Here is a 26,574-nt window from a genome sequence, read left to right as displayed (position 1 = left end):
AGTGTCGCAAGCCAAGAGGTTTTGTCGCGTCGGCCGCGCGCCGGCGGCACGCTCGCGCAATGTTTCGAGACCCGGTTGCATCCAAAAGTGAATAAGAGACCAGTGGCTCACGCGCGGAGGTTTTCGCCATGGTGCACAACCAGCCCGGCCTATATTATATATAAAATGGACTCGGGCTGGGCCGGATCGGCAGGCAGGCCAAGACCGGTTTGAGGACCTAAGATGGCTGATGTTGACCTGAGACTGAGTGATCGCGGGGTAGGACCGGTCGCCCGCGACAGCTTGACGAGTCTTGTCTACAACAACCTGCGCCAGGCGCTGATGGAAGGCCGGTTCTCGCCTGGTCACCGTTTCAAGATCCGCGAACTTGCCGCGACCATGAATGTGTCGGAGACGCCCATTCGGGAAGCCTTGATGCAGCTCGTGCGCGGGCGCGCACTGGAGATGCAGGCCGGGCGCTCGATCATGGTAGCCCACATGACAGCCCAGCAATATATCGAGCTCCGAACCGTCAGGCTGTTTCTCGAGGGCCTCGCCGCGGAGCACGCGACGACGCGCATTTCCGAGGCCGGCATTGACAGGATGGAGGCGATCCATCACGAGCTAATCAGTGCCGAAAAGGAGCACAGATGGCCCGATGCGGTTCGTGTCAACTGGCAATTCCACCGCAGTCTCTATGATGGATCGGGACTTCCGGAGGTTCTCGCCATCCTCGACGACATCTGGATGCGCAACGGCCCATTGCTGAATTTTCTCTACCCCCACGCGCCACCGACCTATTCGAACGAGCATCAGCATCTATCGGTGCTCAAATATCTTCGGCAGCGACGGCCGGACAAGGTTCGCGAAGCAATCCAGGCAGACATGATGGAAGGCGGCCAGAATCTCGTTCGGCTTTTGGAGAAGCACGGCGGCACCTCCAATATCCCACCGGACGAAGACTGAGCAGCACCTCAAGGACGCCGCCTTTGGCGCAGATCCTCGACCGCATCGATGATCGCGCGCTTCGACAGACCGTATTTCTCGAACAAATAGCCGGTCGAGCCGCCCTCGGCGAAGGAGTCGCCGACACCGATGCGGCGAAATCCTGTATGAACACCTTCTTCGAGCAACAGCTCGGCCACCGCACTACCCAATCCGCCGATAATGGAGTGGTTTTCGGCCACGATCACCAAAGGTGCAGAGCGTGCCAGCTCGGCCAGATCCGGATCAAGCGGCTTCACTGTCGGCATGTCGACCACCGTCAACGACAAGCCTTCGCACGCAAGCGTCTCAGCGGCGCGTAGCGCAATCGCCACCATCATGCCGCAGGCCACCAGCACGCCATCTGCGCCGCGACGGAGCACCTGCATTCTTCCGATCTGAAAGTCCGACTTCGCTGAAGCCGATTCATCCGCGCCATCGGCACGCTTGAGCCGCAGATAGACCGGCCCTTCATGTGCAGCCACCGCGGCTACGGCCGCGCGTACGTCGCCTGGACCGCAGGGCTCGATCACGGTCATGTTTGGCAAGGCGCGCATCAGCGCGAGATCGTCGATCGCCTGGTGTGAGACCCCGAGCAACGTCGTGAGGCCCGGGATGACGCCCACGATCTTCACGTTCGCACGCGGATAGGCGACCTGCATGGCAATCTGGTCGTAGCAGCGGCGGGTGGCAAATACGCAGAAGCTATGGACAAAGGGAATTTCGCCGGACCGTGCGAGGCCGCCGGCGATCCCTATCATGTTGGCTTCGGCAATGCCGATCTGATGAAACCGGTCGGGGAGAGTGTCCCGGAACAGGTCGGTCTCTGTCGGCAGCGTCAGGTCAGCCGTCAGGCAGACGATACGCGGATCACGCTGTGCGGCCGCGACGAGGGCTTCCCCATAGTGCTTGACCGCGGGCGCGGCGCTGGCGTTGCGCGCCGTGAAATCCAGAACTTCGAGCGAGTCCCGATCGTTCTCGGCGATCATCTTGATCCCTCCCTGGCAGATTGCGAAAGCTCGGTCAGCGCCCTCGACGCCACGGTGGGCGGCAGTTTCAGATTGTGAGCGAGCAGCCCCTCGAGCGACGGCACACCCTTGCCGGCAAGCGTGCGGGCCACCAGACATGTCGGGCGTTCCTCGCCGCGCGCACGCTCGAGGCTGGCCAGCAGCGCGGAGATGTCGTGCCCATCGACGGTCTCGACAGCCCAGCCGAACGCAGCGAACTTCGCGTCGATCGGCGCCACCGTGACGACCTGATCGATATGTCCTTCGACCTGCATCCGGTTGTCGTCGACGATCAGGCAGAGATTGGAAAGACGCGCGCTTCCCGCGAACAGGGCCGCCTCCCAGAGCTGGCCTTCCTGCAATTCACCGTCGCCCAGCAGCACATAGGTCCGAGCCTGGGAGTGCCGGCGGCGCGCGGCGAGCGCCATGCCGATCCCGACAGACAGCCCCTGCCCCAGCGAGCCGAGCGTCGCTTCTATGACGGTCCCGACGCGCTCCGATGCATTGATTTCGAACGGCGATCCGTCGCCACAATAAGAATGGACTGCCTCACAGGCGACCAGACCGCGTGCCGCAAGCGTGGCATAGAAGATGGCCGTATTGTGCGCCGTGGACAACAGGAATCGGTCGCGATCCGGCCATTCGGGGTCCAACGGATCGAGACGCAGCTCGGAGAAATACAGGACCGCGAACAGGTCGGCTGCCCCCAATCCTTGCTGCACATAACCCTGGCCCGTGGGTGCGACCAGATTGATGACGTCACGCCGAAGGCTCCTGGCAATGCGCGCAAGCTCCTCGACTTCGGTCGTTCGCGACGCGGGCTGTCGGTCGCCGGTGGCTCGATCGAACATGTCTTCTCCTTTGCGGCGACTTCAGCCGCGCGTCTCTGAGGTAAAGCGATCGAGGATGTTGCGGGTGATGCGCTGCGTGAAGGGATCACCGCGCTTGAGTCCCATCACCCATTCGCAAGTGGCAGCCGTCAACACCTCGCCCTTGCCGCGGGACATGTGTACCATCATGCCGGAGCCATATTTGTAGCGGGCAAGTCCTTCCGGCGTGACCTCGCCAGTGACGCACTCCACCAGGCCTTCATGGTCGCTGCTGCGCACGTAGTATCGGAAGCCCTCGCCCGGGAACTCGTCCTCCGCCAGCACCGCCGGTGCCATGGCGAGAATCTGGATGGACCCGGGCTGGCCTTCGACGGGAACGGGAAACGGAAGGCCGTGACGGAACGTATAGTCGAGCCCGTCGACCTCGTAGGCGAAGATGCGCTGCTTGTCGCCGAAGATGTCGGCATAATGCAGCCCGGTGCCGGCAAAGGCCCAATGTTCGGGGCGATACACCGTGAAGCCTTTTTGGCCGTTCGGCGCGAAGCCGCCCCAAGACGCGTAGAGGCCGTGCACGCCGTTCACCCCGACGGTCGACGAGCCGGGCCAGCGGACATTGCGGTCTTCCCAGGCCGACGTCATACGACGTGCCTTGTCGGTACCGACGACCGGATCCCTGTGGATGGCCTTGAACTTGTGGCAGACCTGACGCTGACCATCGTCCTCGAGCCTGATCTGCCAAAGGAAGTTGGCGCCGAAGCGCGCGAGGCGGCCACCAGCCTCGACATAACGCTCGATCGCCTCGCGCATTTCCCAGGTCCAGTATTCGTCATGGCCGATGATGGTCACGCAAGGGTAGGCGTCGAGCAGCTCCGGCCGATAGTGCAGGTCAGTCTGAGTGATCATGTCGAGCTCATAGCCCTCGCTCTCCGCCCAGAGCACGAAATGGCGGTCGTACTGAGCCCAGCCCGCGGCGGCGTAGTACTGGCCAAAGCCATTGGCGAAGGCCCACTCCTTCATCGGATAGCGCGGTGCATCGCCCATCTCGGGCGCGGGATCAGCGCAGATGCGCGGCGCGCCTGCGGGCAGCCAGACCATGCCGCGCGTCCACGGCCGCTGCAGCGATAGCACCGGCGACGGTTCATCGCGGTTCGGACCTTCGACGCCGAAATAATGATTGGCCCCACCGAAATCGTTGTAGGCGGTCCAGGTGCCGGTCGGCAGGATCATCAGGATCCTGGCCCGCCGCGTCTTCTCGGTCGGCCGCACGACAAAGAAATGGTGCTGGACGAAGCGGGCGCCGTTCGGCCGTTCGCAGGAGGACACCACGCGATAGAAGCCCGAACGGAGGTCGGGCGGCAGCTTCCAGCGGTGCGAGACAGGCCAGTTGCAGCCGCTGCAATAAGCATTGTCCGGCGTCGGCGCGAATACCCCATCAACTGCTGCGACCTCGCGCACCATTTCCGGCTCGAGACCGTCGCGATAAATTTGCAGCCGCCAGGCCTTGGCCGTTGCCGTCGAATGGAAGACGACCTCGTCGCCGGGATCGTACGACATCGCGTCGGTGTAGGTGTAGACTTCAGGTATGGCAGGATCGCCGCGCGGCGCCTCGTACCATGGCTGGCTGCCCCAGTGCTCGTCCGCATGCATCGGACGCGTCTTGCGGGGAGCGACGTTGACGGATCCCATTTCCGGCGATTGAAACTCGCGCTTGTCTGACATGACAGCCTCTTGTTCGAAGTGCCATCCCCAACTGGGATGGCGATATTACCTGATAAGCCGAAGTCGCCAGCCAGCTAGGCGCCGGCAGATATGACGAAAGGCCTTGGATCGAGGAACCGATTGACGACGTTCAACGTGATCGTGCTGATGTTGTTGTCGTAATTGTTGTGGCTCAGCGACATGCCATAGGTGATCGATCCCGTCGCGAAGACGGCACCGCCATTGGCGGTCTCGAAGAACACCATGTCGGCGCGCACAAGCGCGTTCTGTGTGCCGTCCAGTCCATCGACTACAGTTCGAAACTCTTCCGGCGTCGGCAGCGCGCCGGCTCCCAGTCCTTCCGAGGTCGCTATCCGCAACGCGTGCCGCGGCGTTCCCAGTTCGAGATCATACCGGTCGATCTCGCTGCCGACCGCGCCGTTGTAGCGAAAGCCGAAATCGCCGAACTTCTCGTGGCGGCCCGTGCCCTCGAAGATGAAGGCGACGCGCCCGTCCTCGCTTTCGGCGGTGCGCAGGTAATAGCCGCAGGTGTCGTTGATCATGGCGGAAAACCCGACGCCGACGAGCTTCTGCGGCGCAAAACCCGAGTGCCGCCACAGCGAGCCTGGCTCGCCGGTGCCGGCAAGATGCACCTCGCCCGGTTCGGACTCCCAGGTCCGTGTCCCTGCCATGCCGCGACGCACTTCGAGCGCGGCCGGTGCTGCCGGATGAAAGCCGCAGCGCCAGTAGAACGCATTGCCGCCCATGGAGATGTGCCGCCCGCCGGCGTTCTGATACGCCATGATCGCGTTCATCATGTTGAAGCTGAAATATTCCGGATGGGTCGGCGTCATCATCGCCCGGTAAGGCGCAAGCGCCCGCGCGCCCTCCCGGTCAAGCTCGACATCCGTGATCAGGTCGTAGGCGATGCCTTTCTCCTCGAGCCAGTCGAGAATGTGGGTATCGTTGATCAGGTTGAACCAGTAGCCGCGCGGCCGCATGTTGAGTATGGGACGCAGCCAGGAGCTGTAGGCGCGGCCCGATCCGTCGACATGGCTATCATAGGTTGACTGACCGATCTCGGGGTTCTCCTGCATGAAGACATCGTCCAGCGGCAGCCACAGCACGTGCTCCATGAGCGTCTCGAAATGAACCTGATAGAGCCGTAGCGCACTGTTGGCATAGGCAAGATAGGTCCCAATCGACGCTACCACTACAAGATCGGCGCGCTTGGTCTGCCTGCCCGGTGTCACGAAGAAGGTGACATAGCTCTCGTACTGCCCGTCGGGGTCACCGCTCGTCGGCGTCAGCCGCAGCGCATAGACGCCCGATCGCCAAGCAACGGGCACATCGAGCGCGCAGGTGGTCTGCCACTGACAATCATAGATGTCGTCACTGTGGAAATGGATGGCGGCATATTCGCGCGGCGAAAGCCGGAAGTCGTGTACGGCGCCGGACCAGTGAAAGCTGGTGACGCCTCTGCGAGGCAATTGGTGCAAGCGGCCATGCAGGCAGTTCGGCGAGATGTCCTTGATTAATAGCGTCGAGATTCCATCGGAAAAATCCCAGAACGCGACGAGCCCGGCCTCGGTCACGCCCGTCCGCGGACCACACTCGAATACACGCAACTCTTCCGCGTCGAGTTGCTGCGAAAAGATTCGCGGAGCCTCGATCTTGCCGTCGAAATGAGCGGCATATTGCCGATCGCCGTTCAAATGATGGGCCGCAATCAGGAAAGGCAGTCCGGAATCGACATCAAGGCTCCGCGGTAGTGCAAAGGATTGCGAGTGGGCCGCCGCCGGGCGAACGCCATCTGCCGGAACGATCAACGAAACCGTGGCCGACGCTGCCCCGAAATCGAGCGCGCACGATATGAAAGCCCAGACGCGTTCACGCAGCCTGACGTCGAGGACGAAACGAACCGGCCCACCCTCTGCTCGGCCGAGGACCAGTACCGGACGCCCATCCTCGTCGAGCTCGAGCGCATAACCCCGTCCCGAACCCTGGCACCAATTCCCCATCACGGCCCTGGGATTGTCGGCAATACGCGTGGGATAGACGTAGGCGCCGAAGGACCAGTGCGCACCGGTGGGCACCAGCACGCCATCATGCTTGATGACGGCGTTGGAGCCGGGCCGGATGGGTTGATCGAGGCAAGCATGCTCGCCGTCGATGTTGCTTGCCATGATCTCGTACTTGAAACCAGGACCGTTGGCGTCGACGTCGCCGCAGCGCAGCCGCAGCACCTCGACTTTCACCTTCCGCCGCTTGCTGCTGAGCTGGAACTTCACCTGCTCTCCCGCCGGCACGCTGATGCGATCGGGATAGCCGAGATACTCGTTGGTCTTGTAGATCACCCCAGCATCTCCGCCGGTAGGGCTACGCCGGTCATCTCCAGCCAGCGCAGCTTGAAAACATGCCATTCGGCCTCGGCGAGCGAGGTGAAGACGCAATCGTCGACAAAAGGCATCGGATCCCCGCGACGCCTGGGGATCCGCGACAGCCGCCACGCCTTTCCCGGCTCGAGCACGATGAGGACCAACCGGCCTTCCGGCCGGCCCCATCGCATTCGCGCCAGCAGCTTGCGCAACTCCGGACTGTGAACCCCCAGCGGGCTTGCACGGAACTCCTCCACGAGGTCGAGCCTTTTGGAGTCGATGACGTAGCGCAACGCGTTGGGGTCACTGGTCTGATCCATGGTCCGTTCCTGTCTCATGCGGGCGATGCGGCCGCCGGTTGCGCCGCTGCATCGGATTAGCGAGTCAGCCAGGCCATCCAGCGCTCACGCAGCTCGTTGCGATGCTCGCCGATCCAGGCGAAGTCCGGCTTCACGAGTTTTTCGTAGTTTTCCGCTGAAGTCGCATAGAGATTGCGTTCTTCCGGCTTCATCAATTCGATGGCCGACTTGCTGGCGGTCGCATAGTTGACGGCGCGCATGAACGGCACATGCGCCTCCGAGCTTGCATAGAAGAAGTCGAGATAGGCCATGGCCGCGTTGACGTCGGGAGCGCCTTTCAGGATGGCCATGTAGCCGGTGTCCCGGATCGCCTGATCCCAGGACAAGGCCGCCGGCACGCCCTCTTTCACGACGGCCAACGCGCGCCCGGAGTAACTCATTGCCATAACCACCTCGCGGCTGCGCATGATCTGTTGCACCTGGTCGCCGGTCTTCCACCAGACGGAGACATTTGGCCTGATCTGATCAAGCTTCTTGTAGGCGCGGTTGAGATCCAGCGGGAAAAGCTGGTCCGCCTTGACGCCATCGGCAAGCAGCGCCGCCGCCGGGACCCACCAGTCGCTATCGCCAGTATCCGGCAGGCCGCGCGGTCCCGGAAACTGTTTCACGTCCCAGAAGTCGGCCCAATTCTTCGGCGCCTTCTCCTTGAAGGCCTCCGTGTTGTAGGTGATCAGCATGCCACCGGTCGTGCGCGCGACGCCATAAGGCTGGCATGCGTCGGAGACGCCGAACTTCTGGACGTTCGGCAGCTTGGCACAATCGATCTTCTCCAGCATGTCGGCGCGCCCGACGAGGTCGGGCCCCGTTGCGGTGACGATGTCGAACTCGATCTTGCCGGTTCGCTGCATCGCCTTGGCGCGCGCCCACTGATCGGGAACCTCGATCGCAACGGGAACGACTTCCACGTTCTTTGCCTTGTTGAAGGGCTCGTAGAAATGCTTGGCGAGCGTGTTGCCCATCAGGCCGCCGGTCGTGGCAATCACCACCTGGTCCTCGAGCTTCTGGGCGGCGACTGGCAACGTTGCGGAAAAGACAACGGTCATTGCGCAAGCGGCGGCCGTCCACATGCTCTTCGACATCGACGTACTCCTCTGTTGTGCTCGCCCGGACTACTGGGTCTTGCTGCGGGATCTGAGGGCATGAGCCCCAAGTAGAATCGCGATGGACAGAACGATCAGCAACGTGGCGATCGCGGGAATGATCGGCGTCAGGTTCTGCTCGATGTCCTCGAACATCCGGCGCGGCAAGGTCTTCTGGCGCACGCCCGACAGAAAGAACGACACGACCGGCTCATCAAACGAGATGATGAAGGCAAACAGCGCACCGCTCGCCAGGCTCGGCAGGATCAGCGGCAGGGTGACGTGGCGGAAGGCGGCAAAGCGCGTCGCGCCACAGCTCATGGCCGCGGCCTCGAGATTGGCATCCACCCTTCCCAATGCGGCAGCCATCGTGAAGACGACGAAGGGTAGCGTCAGCACGGTATGTGCCAGCACGAAACCGGGGATGGTGCCGGAGAGTCCGATGGTCTGGAAGAAGAGATAAAGACCGACCGCGATCGCGATATGCGGCACGATGATCGGCCCGATCAGCAGAACCTGGAACAGGGTCACGAGCCGACTACGGCCGCGCACCATGGCATAGGTCGCCGCGGTACCGATCACCGAGGCGCAGATGGCGGTCAGGAAGGCCACCTGCAGGCTGAGCAAGGTCGCCGCGCGCCACTGCCGGCTGTCGAAATATTCGGCGTACCATTTCAGGGTGAAGCCGGACGGCGGAAACGCCAGATAATCGTTTTGCCCAAACGACATCGGAATGACGATGACCAGCGGCACGATGATGAAGGCCAGCACGGCATAAACGCATGCGCCGAGCGCGAGCGATCCCTTGTCGGCGGGCGGCTTCACGACGCTGCCCCCATCAACCGGTCAAAACGCAGGGTCTTGCTGAAGATAACGGCCAGCAATGTCACGAACAGGGTGAGCACGCCCACGAGGGCCGCCGCGAAAGGCCAGTCGAGCACCTCACGGATCTGCTGCGAAACCAGCGTCGAGACCATCATCTCCTGCGGCGAGCCCAGGAGCGCCGGCGTGATGAAGAAGCCAAGCGCCGTGAGAAACACCAGAAGTGAGCCACTGACGACGCCCGGCAGGCTGAGCGGCAGGATGACTTCGAGGAAGGTGCGCCAGCGCGTTGCGCCCAGCACGGCGGCGGCACGCGTGTAATCGTTCGGAATGCTGCGCAAGGCACCGTAGATCGGCAATATCATGAACGGCAGCAGCACGTGGGTCATGGCGATGACCACCGCGCTCTGGGTATAGAGCAGCTTGAAGGGCTGCGAAGTCAGGCCGAGCCCCATCAGCGCCGAGTTGATCAACCCGTTGCGCTGGAACAGAATGGACCAGGCTGCCGTGCGGACAAGCACACTGGACCAGAGCGGCAGGATGACACACACCGCGACGAAGCCGGCGACCGCGCCCTTTGACCGGCTCATATAGTAGGCCACCGGAAATCCGAGGATCACCGACAGAACCGTCACCAGCGTCGCGGTCCAGAGCGTGCGGGCCAAGACGCGTGCGTAAACCGGGTTGCCGACGACGCGGGCGTAATTGTCGAGGGTCGGATGCGGCTCGGTGACGCTGATCACCAGGAGCTGCACGATCGGATAGATGAAGACGAAGGCGATGACGGCGAAGAACGGCGCGAGCAGAAACAGCGTCGAAAGACCACTCAGCCGGCGGCCGTCGGAATGCCAAAAATCCGATCGCACCGGCTTCATCACTCACGCCCTCGATAGAGCAGAAGCGCCTCCATGGGCACGGAGAAGGACGCGATATCACCCGGGGCCAGGTGACCGACATCGGAGGCACCGGCGATGCGTGCACGCATCTCTGTGCCATCGGCAAGGCGCCCGATCAGGAGCAGCGCCGATCCGGCATAGACGATATCGCTGAGCGTGACCTTGATGACGGGCGCGGTGCCGGCACCAAATTGCAGGCGCTCCGGCCTCACCGCCAGAACTGCCGACTCGCCCGCCCTCACCGGCTCGACGGCAGCATTCGCCGGAAGGCTCCATGTCTCGCCCCACGGCAGCCTCACCGCGACGGTGTCGCTCGCGCGTTCGACGGTAACGTCGACGAAATTCATCTCGCCGATAAAGCCCGCGGTGAAGAGATTGGCAGGACGCTCATAGAGCTCGCGCGCGGGCCCGATCTGCTGGATCCTGCCATCCTTCAGAACGGCGATCCGGTCCGCCATGGTCAGCGCTTCGCTCTGATCATGAGTCACGAAGATGACTGTGATGCCAAGCTCGGCATGCAACCGCTTGATTTCGAGCTGCATGTCCTCGCGCAGATTCTTGTCGAGCGCGCTGAGCGGCTCGTCCATTAGCAGGACGCGCGGGCGATAGACGATCGCTCGGGCCAAAGCGACGCGCTGCTGCTGACCACCGGAAAGCTCGTTCGGACGACGCGTGCCATAGCCGGCAAGGCGCACCGTTTCGAGCGCGGCTTCCGCACGCGCATGGCGCTCAGCCCTCTCAAGGCCACGCATCTTCAGGGGAAAGGCGACGTTGTCGAGAATCGACATGTGGGGGAACAGCGTATAGTTCTGGAAGACCATTCCCAGATTGCGCTTGTTCGAAGGAACGTAGGTCAGATCTTCGGAATCGACGTGAATGCTCCCGCTGGTCGGGAATTCGAATCCGGCAACGCTCATCAAGATCGTGGTCTTCCCGGAGCCGCTCGGCCCGAGCAGGGCGATGAACTCACCGGCCGCGATATCAATATCGACGCCATCGACGGCAGACACCGCGCCGAAGCGCTTCTCCAGGCGACTGATGCGGATCGATGCGCCTGATACCGCTTGTCTGGCCGATGCAATATTCACGGAGACCTATCTCCTTCTTCCGTTATCGTCGAGAAGGGCCGCGGTCTCGCGCCAACCCTCGTATCTGCCTGGAACTTCCTCGATATAATATTTGATATATCAGGCTAGCGTGCAATGAACCGTGCGACAAGGGCCATTTGCGCATCGAGCATGGGCTTTCCGCCGATAGTCCTCGCGCCCTGCCCGGCAGCCTTGGCGAGAAGTCGTGTGACGGCCGGATTCACAATGATGTCGCTGACCACAGCGCCCGGACCGATACTGTCGATATCCAGGGGCAGCGGATCATCCGCTTTCATGCCGAGCGACGTCGTGTTGACGATCAGATCGAATGACCGTGCCTCTGCATGATTGGCGCTGACTTTCGTGGCTGGATAGTGCTCGGCCACGGCCGCCGCGAGTGCGCGAGCTTTCTCCTCGTCACGGTTCATGATCGTAAGCTCGCGCGCGCCGGCCTCCGCCAAGCCGAAGGCGGTCGCGCGCCCCGCTCCACCCGCCCCGACCTGGAGCACCTTCCGGCCACGCACCGCGATCTCGTGTTGGGCGAGGCTCGAGATGAATCCTCTCGCATCGAGGTTGTCACCGATGAGCCGGCCTTCGGCCGTTCGCTTGACGAAATTGACGGCACCAATCATCCGCGCCGTGGGCGTGATCTCATCCAGATGCTCGATCACCTGCGTCTTGTGCGGAATCGTTACGCCGAAACCAAAGACGTTGCGCATCAACCTAACGCTCGCGACGACCGCTCCGAGATCGCCGGGCAAGATATGGAGCGGCGACACCGCGACGTCATCGCCGATCGACTGAAAATAAGCGTTGATCACCGCACTCGCCCGAACATGGTCGATCGGGTCGGCCAACACGAACATGATCTTGGATTTGCCGGTGATCTCCATGATTGTCTCCTCAGGCCGGCAAGGCAGCGCGGCCGTAGCTGCCATAGCGTTCGAGCACCCGCACCATCTCATCGTCGGGAAGGATTGCAGGCGCGCCGGCCTGGCAGGCCAGCAGATATTGCCGCGCAAGGGTTTCGAGCTTCACCGTGAGGTCGAAGGCTGCCTGCAGCCCTTTGCCTGCGGCAATCATGCCGTGGTTCGCCAACAGGCATGCCTTGCGCTGTTCCAGCGCAGCGACGGCGCCGTCAGCGAGGGCTCGGGTGCCGAAGGTCGCATAGGGCGCACAGGGCACATCGTTTCCACCAAAACTGGCGACCATGTAGTGGAAAGCCGGAATTGGTTTTGCAAGACAGGACAGGGCGACACAGCAGTCAGCGTGGGTGTGCACGATCGCGTTCACGTGCGGATAGGCGTTCAGAATGGCCAGATGCATGTGCCATTCGCTGGACGGCAGGCCGTCTCCGACGACCGTTCCATCGCGTCTCAAACGGACCAGACGGTCGGGCGTCGTATTGCCGCTATTGCCGCCGGTCGGTGTGATGAGAATGTCTTCGCCCATGCGGCAGCTGACATTTCCGCTGCTGCCGTGATTGAAACCCTTGACTTCCAGACGGGCAACCACATCCAGCACGGATTGCCTGAGCTCACCTTCGTTCAATTGATGCCCTCCGGATGCAGCATTGATTGAAGTGTTGTCGCGAACAGGTCGACCGGACCCAGCTTGCCCGACTTCAGACAAAGAGCGACCGGATCGTCTTCGTCAGTCACGGCCGTGCCGATACCCGGCCCGCCATAGGGACCGACCCGCAAGCGCCGAATGCCAAGGTGATCGACGATCGAGCCAGACGTCTCACCGCCGGCTACGACGAAACGCCGCACGCCGGCGCTGCGAAGCGAGACGGCTAGTCGACCAAGGATGCCTTCAGCGAGTTGCGCCGCGCCTTCGCGGCCATATCGCTGCTGAGCCAAATTGACGGCGTCGTGAGACTCCGACGTCGCGATGCCGACCGGACCGTTTTCCAGCCGCGGCCGTGCCCAGTCGAGCGCGGCAGCAACCGCCGACTCGACGCCATCCGCCTTGAGAAGATCGATGCGGAGTACGGGATGGCATTTCTCGAACTCGGCGAGCTGCTCCAATGTCCGCTCGGCACAACTCCCGGCGAGAACGACACCGGCTCCGCCGACCGCAGGCAGACTTGGTGATGTCTTCGCCGTCGGGATGAGCCCCCGCGCCTTCCATATCTCCGGATAGTGCTGGACGATTGTCGCATTGCCGGTCATCAGCTTCCAATCGCTGGTGAGCGCGGCAAGCGTCGCGAGGTCGCGCTCGTAAATAGTGTCCGCAATGAAGTAGCGGACACCTCGCGCAGTCTCCTCTGCTATCGCGCGTTTCAGGGGATCGAGCCCCGCGCCCAAGAGGGGGTGAGCCAAAAGACCAACCTTGTTTTGGGTCTGCCGCTGCAGAACCCGGACCAGATCCGGATCGGTCATTGGCGTCAGCGGATCGTTGCGTTTGGGCGATTCCGAGATCAACTCGGTGCCGAGAAACAGATGGCCGTTATAGACGGTCCGGCGGAGGGCAGGAGAAGCCGGACAAAATGCGGTGTATTCCGCACCTGAGAGTTGCATCAGCAGGTCCGACACCGGACCGATATTGCCCCGGTCGGTCGAATCGAACGTCGCGCAATACTTGAAGAAAATCTGCCTCGCGCCTCGCGCAAGCAGCGCCCGCGCCGCCCTCTCGGTCTTGGCGACGGCTCGGTCTGCGGGAATGACGCGCGTCTTCTGTGCAACGACAATGGCGGGAGGATCGCCGAGGCTGGCAACAAGATCGGGCTCAGTCACAAAGCCGCAATCGATGCCGGCAGCAATCAGCATGGCGGCCGTTTCCATGCCGCCGGTCAGATCGTCCGCTATCACCCCAAAGATCGGCTTTGTCATTCGCCCGAAAGGCCTCTCCGGAACCGCTTCTAATCTTGATACATGATATATCAAATATTGCAAGGCGAGTTCTTTGGAAGCGGGCGAGCCTGCCAAGATCGCTTCGCAGGGCGACTGAGTGTCTAGGCGACGGCCGAGATCGAGGAAGCAGCCGGAGGCAAGCTGACTTCGCCGATTAACGGGGCCGCCGCGTGGTACCCGCGGTGTTGAGATTCTTATTTGGATCGCTGCATTGGGGCGGAGCCCGACAAGATTGCCGATTTCCTGCTTACGGCTATCGGCGGGCTGATCAAGCACAACGCCTCGATCTCTGGGGCCGAGGCCGATTGTCAGAGTGAAGTCGGATCAGCGGCCGCTATGGCGCGGCCGGATTCTGAAGAGGCGAAGTGGCAGGCGACGAGGTGATCGCGAGCTTCGCTCAACTTGGATTCAAGTGCAGGCTCGCTCGTCGCGCAGAGTTCCTGCGCGATCGGGCAGCGCGTCCGGAACCGGCATCCCGATGGCGGATCGATCGGAGACGGCACATCACCGCGCAAAACAATCCGCTCCGGCTTACTGTCGGGATCCGGCTGCGGCATCGCCGATAGCAACGCCTTCGTGTAGGGGTGACGCGGATCGTGATAGAGGCTGGCGGCCTCGCCGATTTCGACAATCTTGCCGAGATACATCACCGCGATGCGGTCGCTGATGTAGCTGACCACGGCAAGATTATGCGCAACGAAGACATAAGTTAGTTTGAACTCCCGCTTCAGCGCAACGAGCAGGTTCAGCACCTGCGACTGCACGGACACGTCGAGCGCCGACACCGGCTCGTCGGCGACCACCAGCTTTGGCCGCAGCACCAGCGCCCGGGCGATCCCGATGCGCTGGCGCTGGCCGCCCGAGAATTCGTGCGGATAGCGCTGTAGCGCGTCCTGCTGCATCCCGACCCGGTCGAGGATGTCGGCAACCAGCATGTCCCGGGCGCGGCCGGTCGCGATGCCCTGCGCGTCGAGCCCTTCGGCGACGATGTCACGCACCGTCATCCGCGGATCGAGCGAGCTGGTCGGATCCTGGAAGATGAACTGCATGTCGCGCCGCAGCTGCTTGAGCGCGGCGCCGCGTTGCGAGGACACGTCCTTGCCGTCGAACGACAGCTCGCCCGAGGTTACCGGCAACAGCCCAGCGAGCATGCGGCCGAGGGTAGATTTGCCACAGCCGGATTCCCCGACCACACCCAACGTCTCGCCGGGAAAGATGCCGAGGCTGACGCGATCGACCGCACGCAGCTGTCCGCTGACGCGCTGCAACAGGCCATGGCGCACCGGAAAATGCTTCTCGATGTCTCGGGCTTGCAGCAGCGGCTCAGGCATGCACGGCCTCCTCGGATGGAAGCTGCGACCCGCGCAGCCAACAAGCCGTCCGTCCCTCGCCCGCTGCAGCCAGGGCCGGTTCCTGGCGGCGGCAGTGCTCGATCGCGTAGTCGCAGCGCGCGGCAAAACGACAGCCCGGCGGCAGATGCAGCGCACTCGGCACCTTCCCCGGAATGACGTGAAGCGGCTCCGCCTGCGTCATGCCGAGCCGCGGGATCGAGCGCAGCAGCGCCTCGGTATAGGGATGTTGCGGATTGCGGAAGATCGCACGGACGGGGCCACGCTCGACCACCCGCCCGGCATACATCACGGCGACGTCGTCGCACATCTCAGCGACCACGCCGAGATCATGGGTGATCAGGACGATCGCCATGCCGAGCCGCTCACGAAGCTCGCGCAGCAGCGCGAGGATCTGGGCCTGAATGGTCACGTCGAGCGCGGTGGTCGGCTCGTCCGCGATCAACAAGCGCGGTTCGCAGGCGAGCGCCATCGCGATCATCACCCGCTGCCGCATCCCGCCCGACAGCTGATGCGGATAGGCCGAGAAGCGCAGCTCAGGTGAGGGAATGCCGACCAACTCCAGCAGCGCGGCGGCACGCGTGCGCGCTTCTTGCGCGCTGATCCGGCGATGCAGCCTGATCGCCTCGACGATCTGATTGCCCACGGTGTAGACCGGATTGAGCGAGGTCATCGGCTCCTGAAAAATCATCGAGATCGCGTTGCCCCGAACTGCCTGCATCTGCGCTTCCGACAGCGCGGCAAGATCGCGGCCGTCGAACAGGAGGCGGCTGCCTTCGGCGACGCGCCCCGGACGCTCGATCAGGCGCATGATCGAGAGCGCGGTGACGCTCTTGCCGCTTCCGGATTCGCCGACGATCCCGAGCGTCCGCCCCTCGCCCACCTCCAGGTCGACGCCATCGACGGCCTTCATCACGCCCACCCGGGTGTGAAAATAGGTCCGAAGATTCTCGACCTGGAGCAGCGGCATGGCGACGCCTCAGCTTGCCGCAAGGTTGGCGCTGCTCGGCAGCGGCGGCGAGAAGCGGCCGTCGGCCGCTGTCCAACCGCCGTCGACCAGCAGATAGGAACCGGTGACATAGGAGCTCGCATTGGAGGCGAGGAATACCAGGGCGCCGGCGAGTTCGGACGGCTGCGCCCAGCGACGCAGCATCGATTTCTCGGCATAGGCGCTATACCAGGCCTTGTCCTGCTTGATCTGCGTAGTGAGCGGCGTCTCAACCACGCCCGGCGCGATCACGTTGGCGCGCACGCCGCGCTCGCCGAACTCGGCCGCCAGCGCCCGGACCAGCTGCAGCGTGCCGGCTTTGGTCGCGGCGTAGACGCCCTGCCCCGGCTCGACCACCATCGCGCGCACGCTGGAGAAGGCGACGATGCTGCCGCCGCCACGGTCGGCCATCTTCGGCGCGAAGGTACGGAATGCCCGGAAAGTGCCCTTCAGATTGAGCGCGATCACGCGATCGAATTCCTCGTCAGTGAGATCGACCACGCGCTTGCGTACATTGACCGCGGGCGTCACCACCAGCACGTCGGGCGCGCCGACCGCGGCGGCCGCATCGGTGATGCTCTTGGCGTCCGACATGTCCACATGCAGAGCTTCCGCGGAATATCCGTCGGCCTTGATCGCTGCGGCCGTCTCACGGGCATTTGCAATGTCGATGTCAGCGCAGATCACATGCGCGCCGTGGCTCGCAAGGCCGAAACAGCCGGCCTGGCCGATGCCTTTCGCTGCGCCGATGACGAGCGCGCGTTTGCCGGTCAGGTCGAACAGTTTTGCGTAGTTTTCCATGTTGGTTTTCTCCTGGTTGACGTCTTCACATTGCGGGTTTGCGGCCGCTCCACGGCCAAGCTTGCTCAATGGCGCGCGCGGCACGCAGTACGAGCGATTCCTGATTGGGCGGCGCTATCACCTGCAGGCCGACCGGCATGCCATTGACGAAGCCGCATGGGACCGTGGCAGAGGTAAAGCCGGCGAGATTGACGGCCAGCGTATAGGCGACCAGCGCCGGGATACGCTGGGCGGGGCCAACGGATTCGATGACAGGCGCGGTGAAGCCGAGCGTCGGCGCGAGCACGAGATCGCAATTCTGGAACGCGGCCTGGAACGAGCGGACAAATCCGGCGCGCCGGCGCACCGCGCGCGAGTAGTCGGCACCGCTCACGCCTTTGGCCCAGGCAAATCGTTCCCGCGCATATTGAGTCAGTTTGCGTCGCGCCGCGACATCGGCATAGAGGCTCTCGCCGAGCGAAGCGTAACGGTCGACGAAGTCGAGCACCCGCCAGGCTTCGTCTATGCCTTGCGTGTCGAGGACCACGGGTTCGTCGACAAAGCTGCCGCCGAGGTCGCTGAGGCCGAGGGCGGCTTTCCTGATCGTAGCGACAACATCGGCGTCAACCTGGTCTGCGACGCTCTGATCTTCCCACCAACCGAGCCGTAGTCCCGCAATCCCCTCATCGAGCCGCGCGAGATAATCGGGCGGCTCATCCAGCCGGCACAGCGGATCGTCGGCCGAGGGTTGTGCCAGCAGCTGCAGCAGTGTGGCCGCATCCCGGACGTCACGGCTGATCGGGCCTGCACTGCAAAGGAACAGCGTGGATCCGAGCGAGCCGTGGCTCGGGACCCGGCCGTTGCTCGGCAGCACGCCGAGCACCCCGCACATCGCCGAGGGCAGCCGGATCGATCCACCTGAATCGCTGCCGAGCGCGAGCGGGCCGAAGCCGGCTGCGACACTCGCCCCCGCCCCGCCGCTCGATCCCCCGGAGGTGCATCGGGAATCCCACGGGTTGAGACATTCGGGCGCGATGCGGCCGACAGTACGCCAAAACGTCCCGAATTCAGGTGTGGCGGTCTTGCCGATGATCACGCCGCCAGCTGCCTTCACACGCGCGACATGGAGCGAATCCTCCTCCGGCACGTGGTTGGCATAGATCCGCGAGCCGCTGGTAGTGCGGATGCCCTTGGTCCAGAACTGATCCTTGATGGAGACCGGCACGCCGGCGAGCGGCCCGACCGGCTCACCGCGATGGATGCGGCGATCGATGGCCTGCGCCTGCTCAAGCGCGGCATCCACCGCAAGCGTGACGAAGGAATGGGTACGCCGGTCCAGGCGCGAGATCCGGGCGATGAAGTGCTTTGCGACTTCAACGGCCGAAAGCCGTCGTGCGACGATGGCCTCGCGGAGCTGCCAGGCCGAAGCCCAATGGATATCGGCGGGAAAATCGGCTGTCGCGTCGGTCTTTGTCTTGTTCAGCATGATCTAGCCTCGCGGATCCAGCGCATCACGCAGACCGTCGCCCATCAGCGTGAAACCGATGACGACGAACACCATGGCGACGCCCGGGCTGAGTGCGAGCCAAGGCGCCAGTGCCATCACCGAGGTGGATTCGGCGATCATGCCGCCCCAGGTCGGATCGGGCGGCTGCACGCCGAGTCCGAGAAACGACAGCGAGGCCTCAGTCAGGATCGCAATCGTCACCGTCAGCGACGCCTCGACGATCAAGGGCGCGGCGATGTTGGGCAGCACGTGCCGGACCATGGTCCGCGCCCGGGAGACCCCGAGCCCGATGGCCGCGGTGATGTAGTCGCGCTCCCGCACCGTTAGCGTCGAGGCGCGTGCGACGCGGGCAAAGCGCGGCATGAACAGCAGGCCCATGGTGAGGACGAGATTTGGCAGGTTCGGCCCAAGTGCCGCCACCAGCGCAATCGCCAGCAGCAACGCGGGAAAGGCCTGCAGGATATCGAGCAGGCGCATCAGGCAGGCGTCGACCAGGCCCGATGAATATCCGGCGACGAGACCGATCAGCGTGCCCGAGGCAAAGGCCAGCGCGGCGCTCAGGCAGGCGACGGCGAGCGAGCTGCGCGCGGCGTGGAGGATGCGCGTCAGCACATCGCGCCCGAGCTGGTCCGTCCCCAGTAGAAACTCGCGCGACGGCGGCGAGAGCGAAGCATCGGCGATCTCGAGCGGATCATGAGTAGTGAGCCATGGCGCCGCGAGCGCAAGCGCGATCGATAGCAGCACCATTGCCGCACCAATGACCAGCGGCAAGTTCCAGCGCAGCCGCGTGCGATGATAAAATCGTACCGGTGCGGCCTGCAGCTGCGGCCGCTCCGGCACGTCGATCATGGTCGGAAGCGCGTCAACCATGCTGCTGAATCCTGGGATCAAGCAAGTAGTAGCTGAGATCGACCACGATGTTGATCAGCACCACCAGCGTCGTGACGACGAGCACGGTCGCCTGCACCTGCGTATAGTCGCGATGATAGATCGCATTGAGCATCAACTGCCCGATACCGGGCAGGCCGAACACCTGCTCGACCACGACGGCGCCGGCGACCAGATGCGCGGCGGTGACACCGACCGCGGTCACAACAGGCAGCAACGCGTTACGTAGGCCGTGTCGGATCAGCACGCGCATGCGGCCGGCACCCTTGGCGCGTGCGGTTGCTATGAACGGCTCCGCCAGCACCTCCAGCATGGCGGCGCGGGTGTAGCGCATAATCGTGGTCGCGGCCGCGAGCGACAGCACGAAGGCCGGCAGCAGCAACGTCTGTAGGCTGCCGAAGGGGTCTCGATGCAGGTCGACGGCACCCAGCGTCTTGAACGACGGCCAATAGATCGACAGCAGCAGCACCGCAGCAACACCAACGAAGAACGGCGGCGTTGAAAGGCCGAGCAACCCGACGCCGCGAATGGCAAGATCGGGCCAGCGTCCGCGCGTCGTCGCGGCGACAACGCCGCCCGGCAATCCGATCAGAAGCGCGAACAGCAACGACAACGCGGTCAGCAGCAACGTCACCGGCAGATGCGAGGCGATCTGCGGGCCGACCGGCAGGCCCATCACCAGCGAGTTGCCGAAATCGCCGCGCAGCGCAGCCGAAAGCCACAGCCCATATTGCACCGGCAGCGGCTGGTCGAGATGAAGTGCATGGCGGATGTTCTGGGCGGCTTCGGAATCCAGCGCAACGGTGGGCCCGGCGAGCACGCTGACGATATCGCCGGGAATCAGATGAATGATCGCAAAGCTCATCAAGGAGACGCCGACCAACACTGGCACGGCGAAGACAATGCGGCCTGCGGCATATTTGAGCATCGAATCTCCCTCCGCGCTCGCCCGCGCTACCGCAGCCAGGCCTGCCGAAGAGCGACGCGCTGCGACGACGGCAACGCTTGATAGCCCTGCAGCTTGCTCGACCAAATCTCCCATCTGATCGCCGCCGCACAGGGCGTGATGATATAGGCCATGTCGGCGACGCGCTGCTGGACCTCACGGTAGAGCTTGACGCGCTCGGCTATGTCATAGCTCTGGCGCGCTTTGGCGAGCAGATCGTCCAGCACGGGATCGGCCGTCTTGCCCGGATTGACCGTGGATTTCGAATCCAGCCGGATCGAGATGTTAGTGTCGGGATCGGGTCCCCACACCAGGCCGGCCATGGAGATCGGCGATTCCGTCGATTGGAAGTCGGTGACGAGCTGGCTCCATTCCTTCTGCAGGATCTTGATCCTGATGCCGATCCGCCCGACCATCTGCTGGACGATCTGGGCAATCTGAACGTCGCCGTAGTTCGCTGGCGAGACTGCGAAGATCGTCTCAAAGCCCCCTGCGTAGCCGGCCTCCGCCATCAATGCCTTTGCCGCAGCGACGTCCTCCTTCGCATAAGGCAAGCCGGATACCTCGCTACTCGGAACGGCGAACGGCGCCTGCATCGGTGGCAGCGCGGCCGCGAGCCCAGCCTTGCCGCGCCAGATCACCTTGACGATCAGCTCGCGATTCAGCGCCAGGCTGAAGGCGCGCCGAACGCGGACGTCGTTGAACGGCGGCTTGCGGGTATCGAATTCGAGCAGAATCAGCCGCGCAAAGGACGTCGGCTCCGGCGCGACGATATCGGCGACATCCTGCATTTGCGCGGCCGAGTCGGGACGGCTCATCCAGGTCAGTTGCACGGTCCCTGCGCGAAGCGCCGCCATGCGGCTGCCCTCGTCGGGAATGATCCGGAAATCGAGACCGTCGAGATAGGGCAATCCGGGCTCGTAATAATAGGGATTGCGTTTCAGACTGATCAGCGAGTTCGGCCGGAACTCGTCCAGCATGAACGGTCCGGTGCCAACGCCGCCCTTGATGAGATCGCCGCGCTGCCGGACATCCTCGCGGCTGACGATCGCGGTGTATCTGACGCTCGCCAGATAATTGAGGAATGGCGAGAATGGATGAGCGAGACGGAAGACCACCGTCTTCGAGTCTGGCGCCTCGATCGCAGAGATCACCGAGAAGATCGACAGCCAGGGCGAACGGGTGGCAGGATCGACCATGCGCTGGAACGTGAACTTGACGTCCTCGCTGGTCAGAACATTGCCATTGTGGAATTTCACGCCGTCGCGCAGATGGAAGACGAAGGTCAGCGGATCGGGATTCTCCCAGGCCAGGGCGAGATCGGGCTCGACATGACTGACCGTCGCATCCCATTTCAGCAGACAGCTGAACATGTGCTCGGCGATGTTGGTGGTCGAGAACGCCGCCGTCTTGTGCGGATCGAGCCCGATCGGGTTCTCGTCCTGGCCAATGGTCAGCACGCCGCCGCGCTTCGGCGCCGGAGCCTCATCGCCTGCCGCGACCGGAAGGCCCGCGGCATAGCCCAGTCCGATCAGCCCCACACCCGTAGTGCCGAGGAACCGCCTTCGCGTGATGTAAGTCATCATGCCGCCCTCCACCGATTTAATCGACGCAGGATTTCGGCGCTACGCAGAACCCGCGCAGCGCCGACCACTCAGGATGCGGGTTCGAGCAGTCCGGCAAGACGCGGGTCGGCGTATTTTGGCGTCACGCCGGCGCGGCGGAGATCTTCCGCATATAGCTTCAGCAACGACCGGATCACGTCGGGATGCTTCGCCGCGACGTTGGTGGTCTGCTTCGGATCGGCGCTGAGATCGTAGAGCTCGACCGGCTCGGTCGGCGTCGCATAAAGCAGCGACCATCGTTCGGTCGTGATGGTGACGGGCTGCCACTCGACGACGGTGCGCATCAGATCGTCGACGACCTCGACGGTGTCACCGGGATTGGCCAGCGGCAGCGCGGTCAGCACGTGGTCCCGTCCCTCGAACTTCTGGCCGCGCACGCCGGGCAGCAGCGAATGTCCAAGCATCTCCGACTGACGTGGCAGGCCGGCCATGTCACAGATCGTCGGCGCGATATCGAGCGCGCAGGCGAGCTTGCCGGTACGACCGGGCTTGGCGCCGGGCACATGGATCAATAACGGCACGCGCGCGATCTCTTCATAGAGCGGCGAGCGCATCCATGTCGCCTCGCCGGGCGCGCGGCGCACCATCTTGCCCATCATGCCGTGCTCGCCAAGCAGGAAGCCGTGGTCGGAGACGAAGATGACGGCGGTGGAATCCTCGATGCCGAGATAGGCGACCTGATCGAGCAGATGGCCAATCCAGCGATCGACCAGTTCGAGCTCGCCGCTATAGAGCGCCCGCGCCACCGCGATGTCGCGGTCGGTCATGCCGTGTTTTTTGCAATCGCCATAGGGCGGATGCACGCGCTCGCCGGCATAGTCGGGCAGATAATGACGCGTATAATAGGCCGGCGGATCCCAAGGCTCATGCGGATCCCAGGTGTCGACCAGTGCAAAGAACTTGTCCTCGTAGATCTGCTCCAGGCACCTGGCCGCCTGCACCATGGTGAGCGGCGCAGGGCAATCCATCTCGCCGACGCGGGGGTCGGGCTTCACCTTGCCGGTGATCGGCCATTGCGGCAGCTTGCCTTCACCCTGCCGCTTGGTCTTGTTCGGCGCGCTATAAGAAGAGTAATGCGGCGTGCCCAAGAGCTGGGACTTCATATCGTAGAAGAAATTGAAGCCGCGATCGTAGGAATAGCCGTTGATCTGATAAAACGGCGTGTCGACCACGCCGAGCGTGGTGTAGCCCACCTCGGTCAACGCGGTCGCGATCGAGCGGTCGGCGCGCGGCAAGGCGCCCCAGCCGACGCCGGCGAAGGCCGGCTTGCCGGTGAGATAGTCGTAGCGCGCGGGGACGGTCGGGAAGCTCGACGCATAATAGCGGTCGAACACCATCGACTTGGCGGCGAGCCGGTCGAGGTTCGGTGTCCTCACGTGCCCGCCATTGTAGCCGAGCAAGTCCCAGCGGACGGTGTCGGACACGATCATGAGAATGCGGTCAACCACGGCAACCTCCCTATAGTTCTCTTGTCGTTATAGTAAAATATCACATATCACGCTGCGGTCGTCAACGAGTAATATGTTACACATGACATTTACGCCGAGGAGAATCTTGGATAGAGCATGGCGATGGATATGAGAGAGAGCGGCGCGCTCAGCCTGGTGTCGGGTCCGAGCCTGCGCGAGCAGGCACGCACGGTGATCCGCGGGCAGATCATCACCGGGCAGATGCAGGCCGATCAGCTTTATTCGGTGCCGCGGCTCGCGACCGAGCTCGGGGTGTCGGCAACGCCGGTGCGCGAGGCGCTGCTCGATCTCGCGCGCGAAGGCCTGCTCGAGCCGGTGCGCAATCGCGGATTTCGCGTGGTCGCCCTCTCCTCAAACGAGCTAAAGGACATCTACGCGATCCGCACGATGCTCGAAGTGCCCAGCATCGCGGAGATCGCTCGTGCGGGTCTCGCGCCGGCGCAGTTGAAGCAGCTGCGCGCCCTCGCCGAGGTCACCAAACGCGCCGCCGACGCGGGCAATCTGATCGAGTTTCTCGAATCCGATCGCAAGTTTCACGTCGAGCTGATCGCCACGCTCGGCAACAAGCCCCTCGCCGACCTCGTCGAGACCCTGCGCGACCGCGTTCGCCTGCATGGCTTCAAGAGCGGCAAGAGCCGCGAATACATCGCCCACTCCGCCGCCGAACATTTCCAGTTGCTCGACCTCCTCGCCAAGCGCAACGAAGCCGGCGCCGTTGCGCTGATGCAGAAGCACATGGAGCGATCCCGACACGTCTGGAGCGAAGGCCGGGAGACCTAGGCGCAACAAATTCGGTGCCGTCCCGGCGAAAGCCGAGACCCATAACCACAAATGCGAATTGGTTTGCACTGCTGAGACGACGAGTCCCTTTCACAACATCTGCTGCGGCGTATGGGTCCCGGCCTTCGCCGGGACGACGAAGGGGATAGAGCCGCGGCTCATCACGTCTGCCGAACGCCGCACGCAACCGCCTGCTGCCGCTCGATTCCACGCCCCTCAATCACTCGCTGCAGCGTCTGCTCAGCTTCATCCTGGGGTGCCTCGTTGCTGCAGGGGCGGTTTTGCTGATGGAAGATTGGGCCTGGTCACTTCCGGCAGCATTGGCCGGAATGGCAGTTGCGGTGCGTTAACGGCGTCCGACAACGGGTTTCGTCGACAATTATCACTTTTGCCGTGTACGCGGAGCGAGTAAAATCGCAGTTCGTCTAAGATCGCGCGAATTGCGGAGAGCGGGCACCAAACCCGCAACTTTAGAAAACTGAGAATACTTGTAAGCGCCCGCCCGCCTTCCGGCCCTGGTATTTCTAATCATGCACACGCATTCGCCGGTTGCGGCACCCGCGAGCCGTCTTTGAAAGCAACCACCACAGCAAAATCACCGTTTGAAAATCAGATACTCAAACGGCTTTTCTGGATAAGTGATTGATTTGGTGGGCGCACCAGGGCTCGAACCTGGGACCCGCTGATTAAGAGTTCAGAACCGGCACTTTCCCACAGCTTCCAAGAGCGCGCCAGGGTACGACGCCCTTCAGTAAGCCGTTGATGTTTCCTTATTTTATCGCATAGCTTCGCGCTCCCTCGAACACAAACCTTCCAACTGCTCGATCCGCTAACACCGTTTGAGAACCGTTTTAGCGGGCATGGACTCTCGCTTATGGCTGATATTCGAATTCCCCTCACGGACAAGACGATCGCTCAGCTACCAGCCCCGAAGGACGGTTGGTACTTGGCGCGCGACACCGAGCTGAAAGGTTTCTTTGTCGTCATCGGAAAGCGACGACGCACTTTCACCGTTCAGGGAGACCTCAGGCAGGACGGCAAACGGGCTTCATCCATCAGGGTTTCCATTGGCGATGCTCGTGAGATGTCGACCCGAGCTGCCCGTGCGACCGCCAAGGAGTACTTGGCCCAGATCAGCCGGGGACGGCATCCGAAGGACGAGAAGCAAGCCGAACGGACCAATCCCGCTCCTGCAGTAGGAAATGTCGGGGCGGTCGCAAGCATCACGCTTAGGCAGGCGTGGCAGCGGTACCTCGAGGCCCATCTAATCCGCAAGAATCGCAGCGAAAAGACCATCGAGGGCTACCGCGATCACGTCGAACGAGTTTTCGCGGCGTGGTTGGACATCACGCTCCATGAGCTCGCAACCGACCCAGCTCGCGTAGCCAAGAAGCACGATGAAGTCACAAGTGAGAACGGGCCATACATGGCCAATGGCAGCATGCGAACCCTGCGGGCTATCTACAATCATGCGCGGAAGACGAACAGGTCGTTGCCGTCAGATAATCCGGCCGATGCGGTCGACTGGAATGAAGAGGAGCGTCGCAACACCGGGATGGGGTCCACCGACCTGACGGGCTGGTTCGCGCAGCTCGCCGCCCTAGAGAACCCCGTGCGTAGAGAGTTCCACCTCTTTACTCTCCTTTGCGGTTCTCGGCCCACTGCGCTCCAGGAAGCTAGGCCGGAACACATCGATTTTCGGCGGCGGACGCTGCACATTCCCAAACCGAAGGGTGGCAGGAAGAAAGCCTTCGATATTCCCTTGTCGCGACAGATGGTCCTTTGCCTCGTCCGCTCAATCCGGTTCGGCAGGCAGATGTATCCTGCGCAAGCAAGAGAGTGGGTATTTCCGGCCGATAGCGCGTCGGGGCATTTGGCGGAGACAAAGGAGGACCGCGAAATTCTATCGAAGTGGGGCAACGACCTGCGTCAGACCTTCCGCACGATTGCAACGGCAGCCGGCGTCTCGGACATCGACGCCAAGCTCCTGATGAACCATGCCATTTCCGGAGTAAACGCAGGCTACATTACGCGGCACAAGCTTCTAGAAGATCATCTGCGCAACCAGCAGCAGGCGATCAGCAGCGCCGTATTTGATGCGTTGGGCGCGCCGATAAGCCGAGAGGGTGCGCTGCAGGATTGGCTGGGAAGAGGTGGTATCCGACGAGCAAGCCAACGCGCCGCCTCCGATAGGAAACAAAGCTTAGTCCGCCCGGTCGCTCAGATTGGACAAGGATCATTCTGGAACTCGACGGGATGAACGTTTG

23 protein-coding genes and 1 pseudogene are annotated in these 26,574 nt (G+C 62.9%); 4 read left to right on the top strand and 20 right to left on the bottom strand.

Annotated features, from left to right (window positions below):
• Window positions 1-222 precede the first annotated feature (222 nt).
• A complete protein-coding gene (locus NLM27_RS03885; protein WP_254142089.1) occupies window positions 223-945 on the top strand; it encodes a GntR family transcriptional regulator in 723 nt (240 codons plus the stop codon).
• Between the two features lie 8 nt (window positions 946-953).
• On the opposite strand, the gene NLM27_RS03880 is transcribed toward NLM27_RS03885, so the two are convergent.
• From NLM27_RS03880 to otnK, 12 genes are all read right to left on the bottom strand, one after another.
• Window positions 954-1,952, bottom strand: coding sequence for a transketolase family protein (locus NLM27_RS03880; protein ID WP_254142088.1), 999 nt, complete (start codon window positions 1,950-1,952; stop codon window positions 954-956).
• Window positions 1,949-2,821 carry a transketolase gene (locus tag NLM27_RS03875; protein ID WP_254142087.1) on the bottom strand — a complete coding sequence of 291 codons (873 nt, stop codon included), beginning with the start codon at window positions 2,819-2,821 and terminating at the stop codon, window positions 1,949-1,951. The genes NLM27_RS03880 and NLM27_RS03875 overlap by 4 nt, the downstream gene beginning before the upstream one ends.
• Window positions 2,822-2,842: 21 nt before the next feature.
• Complete coding sequence (locus NLM27_RS03870) at window positions 2,843-4,519, bottom strand: N,N-dimethylformamidase beta subunit family domain-containing protein (RefSeq protein ID WP_254142086.1); 1,677 nt, start codon at window positions 4,517-4,519, stop codon at window positions 2,843-2,845.
• A 74-nt stretch (window positions 4,520-4,593) separates the two neighbouring features.
• A complete protein-coding gene (locus NLM27_RS03865; RefSeq protein ID WP_254142085.1) occupies window positions 4,594-6,855 on the bottom strand; it encodes a LamG domain-containing protein in 2,262 nt (753 codons plus the stop codon).
• Entirely contained in the window at window positions 6,852-7,196 is a 345-nt protein-coding gene (locus NLM27_RS03860; RefSeq protein WP_254142084.1) for a hypothetical protein, read from the bottom strand. The genes NLM27_RS03865 and NLM27_RS03860 overlap by 4 nt, the downstream gene beginning before the upstream one ends.
• 56 nt (window positions 7,197-7,252) lie before the next feature.
• Window positions 7,253-8,314 carry an extracellular solute-binding protein gene (locus NLM27_RS03855; RefSeq protein WP_254142083.1) on the bottom strand — a complete coding sequence of 354 codons (1,062 nt, stop codon included), beginning with the start codon at window positions 8,312-8,314 and terminating at the stop codon, window positions 7,253-7,255.
• A gap of 30 nt (window positions 8,315-8,344) precedes the next feature.
• Window positions 8,345-9,139, bottom strand: coding sequence for an ABC transporter permease (locus NLM27_RS03850; RefSeq protein ID WP_254142082.1), 795 nt, complete (start codon window positions 9,137-9,139; stop codon window positions 8,345-8,347).
• Complete coding sequence (locus tag NLM27_RS03845; RefSeq protein ID WP_254142081.1) at window positions 9,136-10,011, bottom strand: ABC transporter permease; 876 nt, start codon at window positions 10,009-10,011, stop codon at window positions 9,136-9,138. Before NLM27_RS03845 ends, NLM27_RS03850 begins: the two co-directional genes overlap by 4 nt.
• Window positions 10,011-11,114, bottom strand: coding sequence for an ABC transporter ATP-binding protein (locus NLM27_RS03840; protein ID WP_254148743.1), 1,104 nt, complete (start codon window positions 11,112-11,114; stop codon window positions 10,011-10,013). The genes NLM27_RS03845 and NLM27_RS03840 overlap by 1 nt, the downstream gene beginning before the upstream one ends.
• 110 nt (window positions 11,115-11,224) lie before the next feature.
• On the bottom strand, window positions 11,225-12,013 hold the full coding sequence (locus NLM27_RS03835; RefSeq protein WP_254142080.1) for a shikimate dehydrogenase: 789 nt from the start codon (window positions 12,011-12,013) through the stop codon (window positions 11,225-11,227).
• A 10-nt stretch (window positions 12,014-12,023) separates the two neighbouring features.
• Window positions 12,024-12,671 carry a class II aldolase/adducin family protein gene (locus NLM27_RS03830; RefSeq protein WP_254142079.1) on the bottom strand — a complete coding sequence of 216 codons (648 nt, stop codon included), beginning with the start codon at window positions 12,669-12,671 and terminating at the stop codon, window positions 12,024-12,026.
• Complete coding sequence (gene otnK, locus NLM27_RS03825; RefSeq protein ID WP_254142078.1) at window positions 12,668-14,050, bottom strand: 3-oxo-tetronate kinase; 1,383 nt, start codon at window positions 14,048-14,050, stop codon at window positions 12,668-12,670. Before otnK ends, NLM27_RS03830 begins: the two co-directional genes overlap by 4 nt.
• A 45-nt stretch (window positions 14,051-14,095) precedes the next feature.
• Between otnK and NLM27_RS03820 the strand changes: the two are divergent.
• Window positions 14,096-14,317: pseudogene (locus tag NLM27_RS03820) on the top strand (L-serine ammonia-lyase, iron-sulfur-dependent, subunit alpha); the annotation flags it as partial.
• Here NLM27_RS03820 and NLM27_RS03815 read toward each other — a convergent pair.
• From NLM27_RS03815 to NLM27_RS03780, 8 genes are all read right to left on the bottom strand, one after another.
• Window positions 14,284-15,306, bottom strand: a complete 1,023-nt coding sequence (locus NLM27_RS03815; RefSeq protein WP_254142077.1) for an ABC transporter ATP-binding protein — start codon at window positions 15,304-15,306, stop codon at window positions 14,284-14,286. The pseudogene NLM27_RS03820 and the gene NLM27_RS03815 overlap by 34 nt on opposite strands.
• Window positions 15,299-16,294, bottom strand: a complete 996-nt coding sequence (locus tag NLM27_RS03810; RefSeq protein ID WP_254142076.1) for an ABC transporter ATP-binding protein — start codon at window positions 16,292-16,294, stop codon at window positions 15,299-15,301. The genes NLM27_RS03815 and NLM27_RS03810 overlap by 8 nt, the downstream gene beginning before the upstream one ends.
• A gap of 9 nt (window positions 16,295-16,303) precedes the next feature.
• A complete protein-coding gene (locus NLM27_RS03805) occupies window positions 16,304-17,113 on the bottom strand; it encodes an SDR family NAD(P)-dependent oxidoreductase (protein ID WP_254142075.1) in 810 nt (269 codons plus the stop codon).
• 25 nt (window positions 17,114-17,138) lie between these two features.
• Window positions 17,139-18,578 (bottom strand): amidase, encoded by a 1,440-nt coding sequence (locus NLM27_RS03800; RefSeq protein WP_254142074.1) that lies wholly within the window; start codon window positions 18,576-18,578, stop codon window positions 17,139-17,141.
• A 3-nt stretch (window positions 18,579-18,581) separates the two neighbouring features.
• Complete coding sequence (locus NLM27_RS03795) at window positions 18,582-19,469, bottom strand: ABC transporter permease (RefSeq protein ID WP_254142073.1); 888 nt, start codon at window positions 19,467-19,469, stop codon at window positions 18,582-18,584.
• Window positions 19,462-20,415, bottom strand: coding sequence for an ABC transporter permease (locus NLM27_RS03790; RefSeq protein ID WP_254142072.1), 954 nt, complete (start codon window positions 20,413-20,415; stop codon window positions 19,462-19,464). The genes NLM27_RS03795 and NLM27_RS03790 overlap by 8 nt, the downstream gene beginning before the upstream one ends.
• Window positions 20,416-20,441: 26 nt before the next feature.
• Complete coding sequence (locus NLM27_RS03785; RefSeq protein ID WP_254142071.1) at window positions 20,442-22,019, bottom strand: ABC transporter substrate-binding protein; 1,578 nt, start codon at window positions 22,017-22,019, stop codon at window positions 20,442-20,444.
• Window positions 22,020-22,087: 68 nt separating this feature from the next.
• A complete protein-coding gene (locus NLM27_RS03780; protein ID WP_254142070.1) occupies window positions 22,088-23,506 on the bottom strand; it encodes a sulfatase in 1,419 nt (472 codons plus the stop codon).
• 117 nt (window positions 23,507-23,623) lie between these two features.
• Between NLM27_RS03780 and NLM27_RS03775 the strand changes: the two genes are divergently transcribed.
• The gene (locus NLM27_RS03775) at window positions 23,624-24,307 is read left to right on the top strand and encodes a GntR family transcriptional regulator (RefSeq protein ID WP_254142069.1); all 684 of its coding nucleotides are present in this window, start codon (window positions 23,624-23,626) and stop codon (window positions 24,305-24,307) included.
• Window positions 24,308-25,181: 874 nt separating this feature from the next.
• A complete protein-coding gene (locus NLM27_RS03770) occupies window positions 25,182-26,567 on the top strand; it encodes an integrase arm-type DNA-binding domain-containing protein (protein WP_254142068.1) in 1,386 nt (461 codons plus the stop codon).
• Window positions 26,568-26,574: the final 7 nt, after the last annotated feature.

This window comes from Bradyrhizobium sp. CCGB12, from assembly GCF_024199845.1.
Taxonomy (GTDB): domain Bacteria; phylum Pseudomonadota; class Alphaproteobacteria; order Rhizobiales; family Xanthobacteraceae; genus Bradyrhizobium.
The sequence above is the reverse complement of the archived record's forward strand: the minus strand, read 5'-3'. Positions and strand labels throughout refer to the sequence as shown.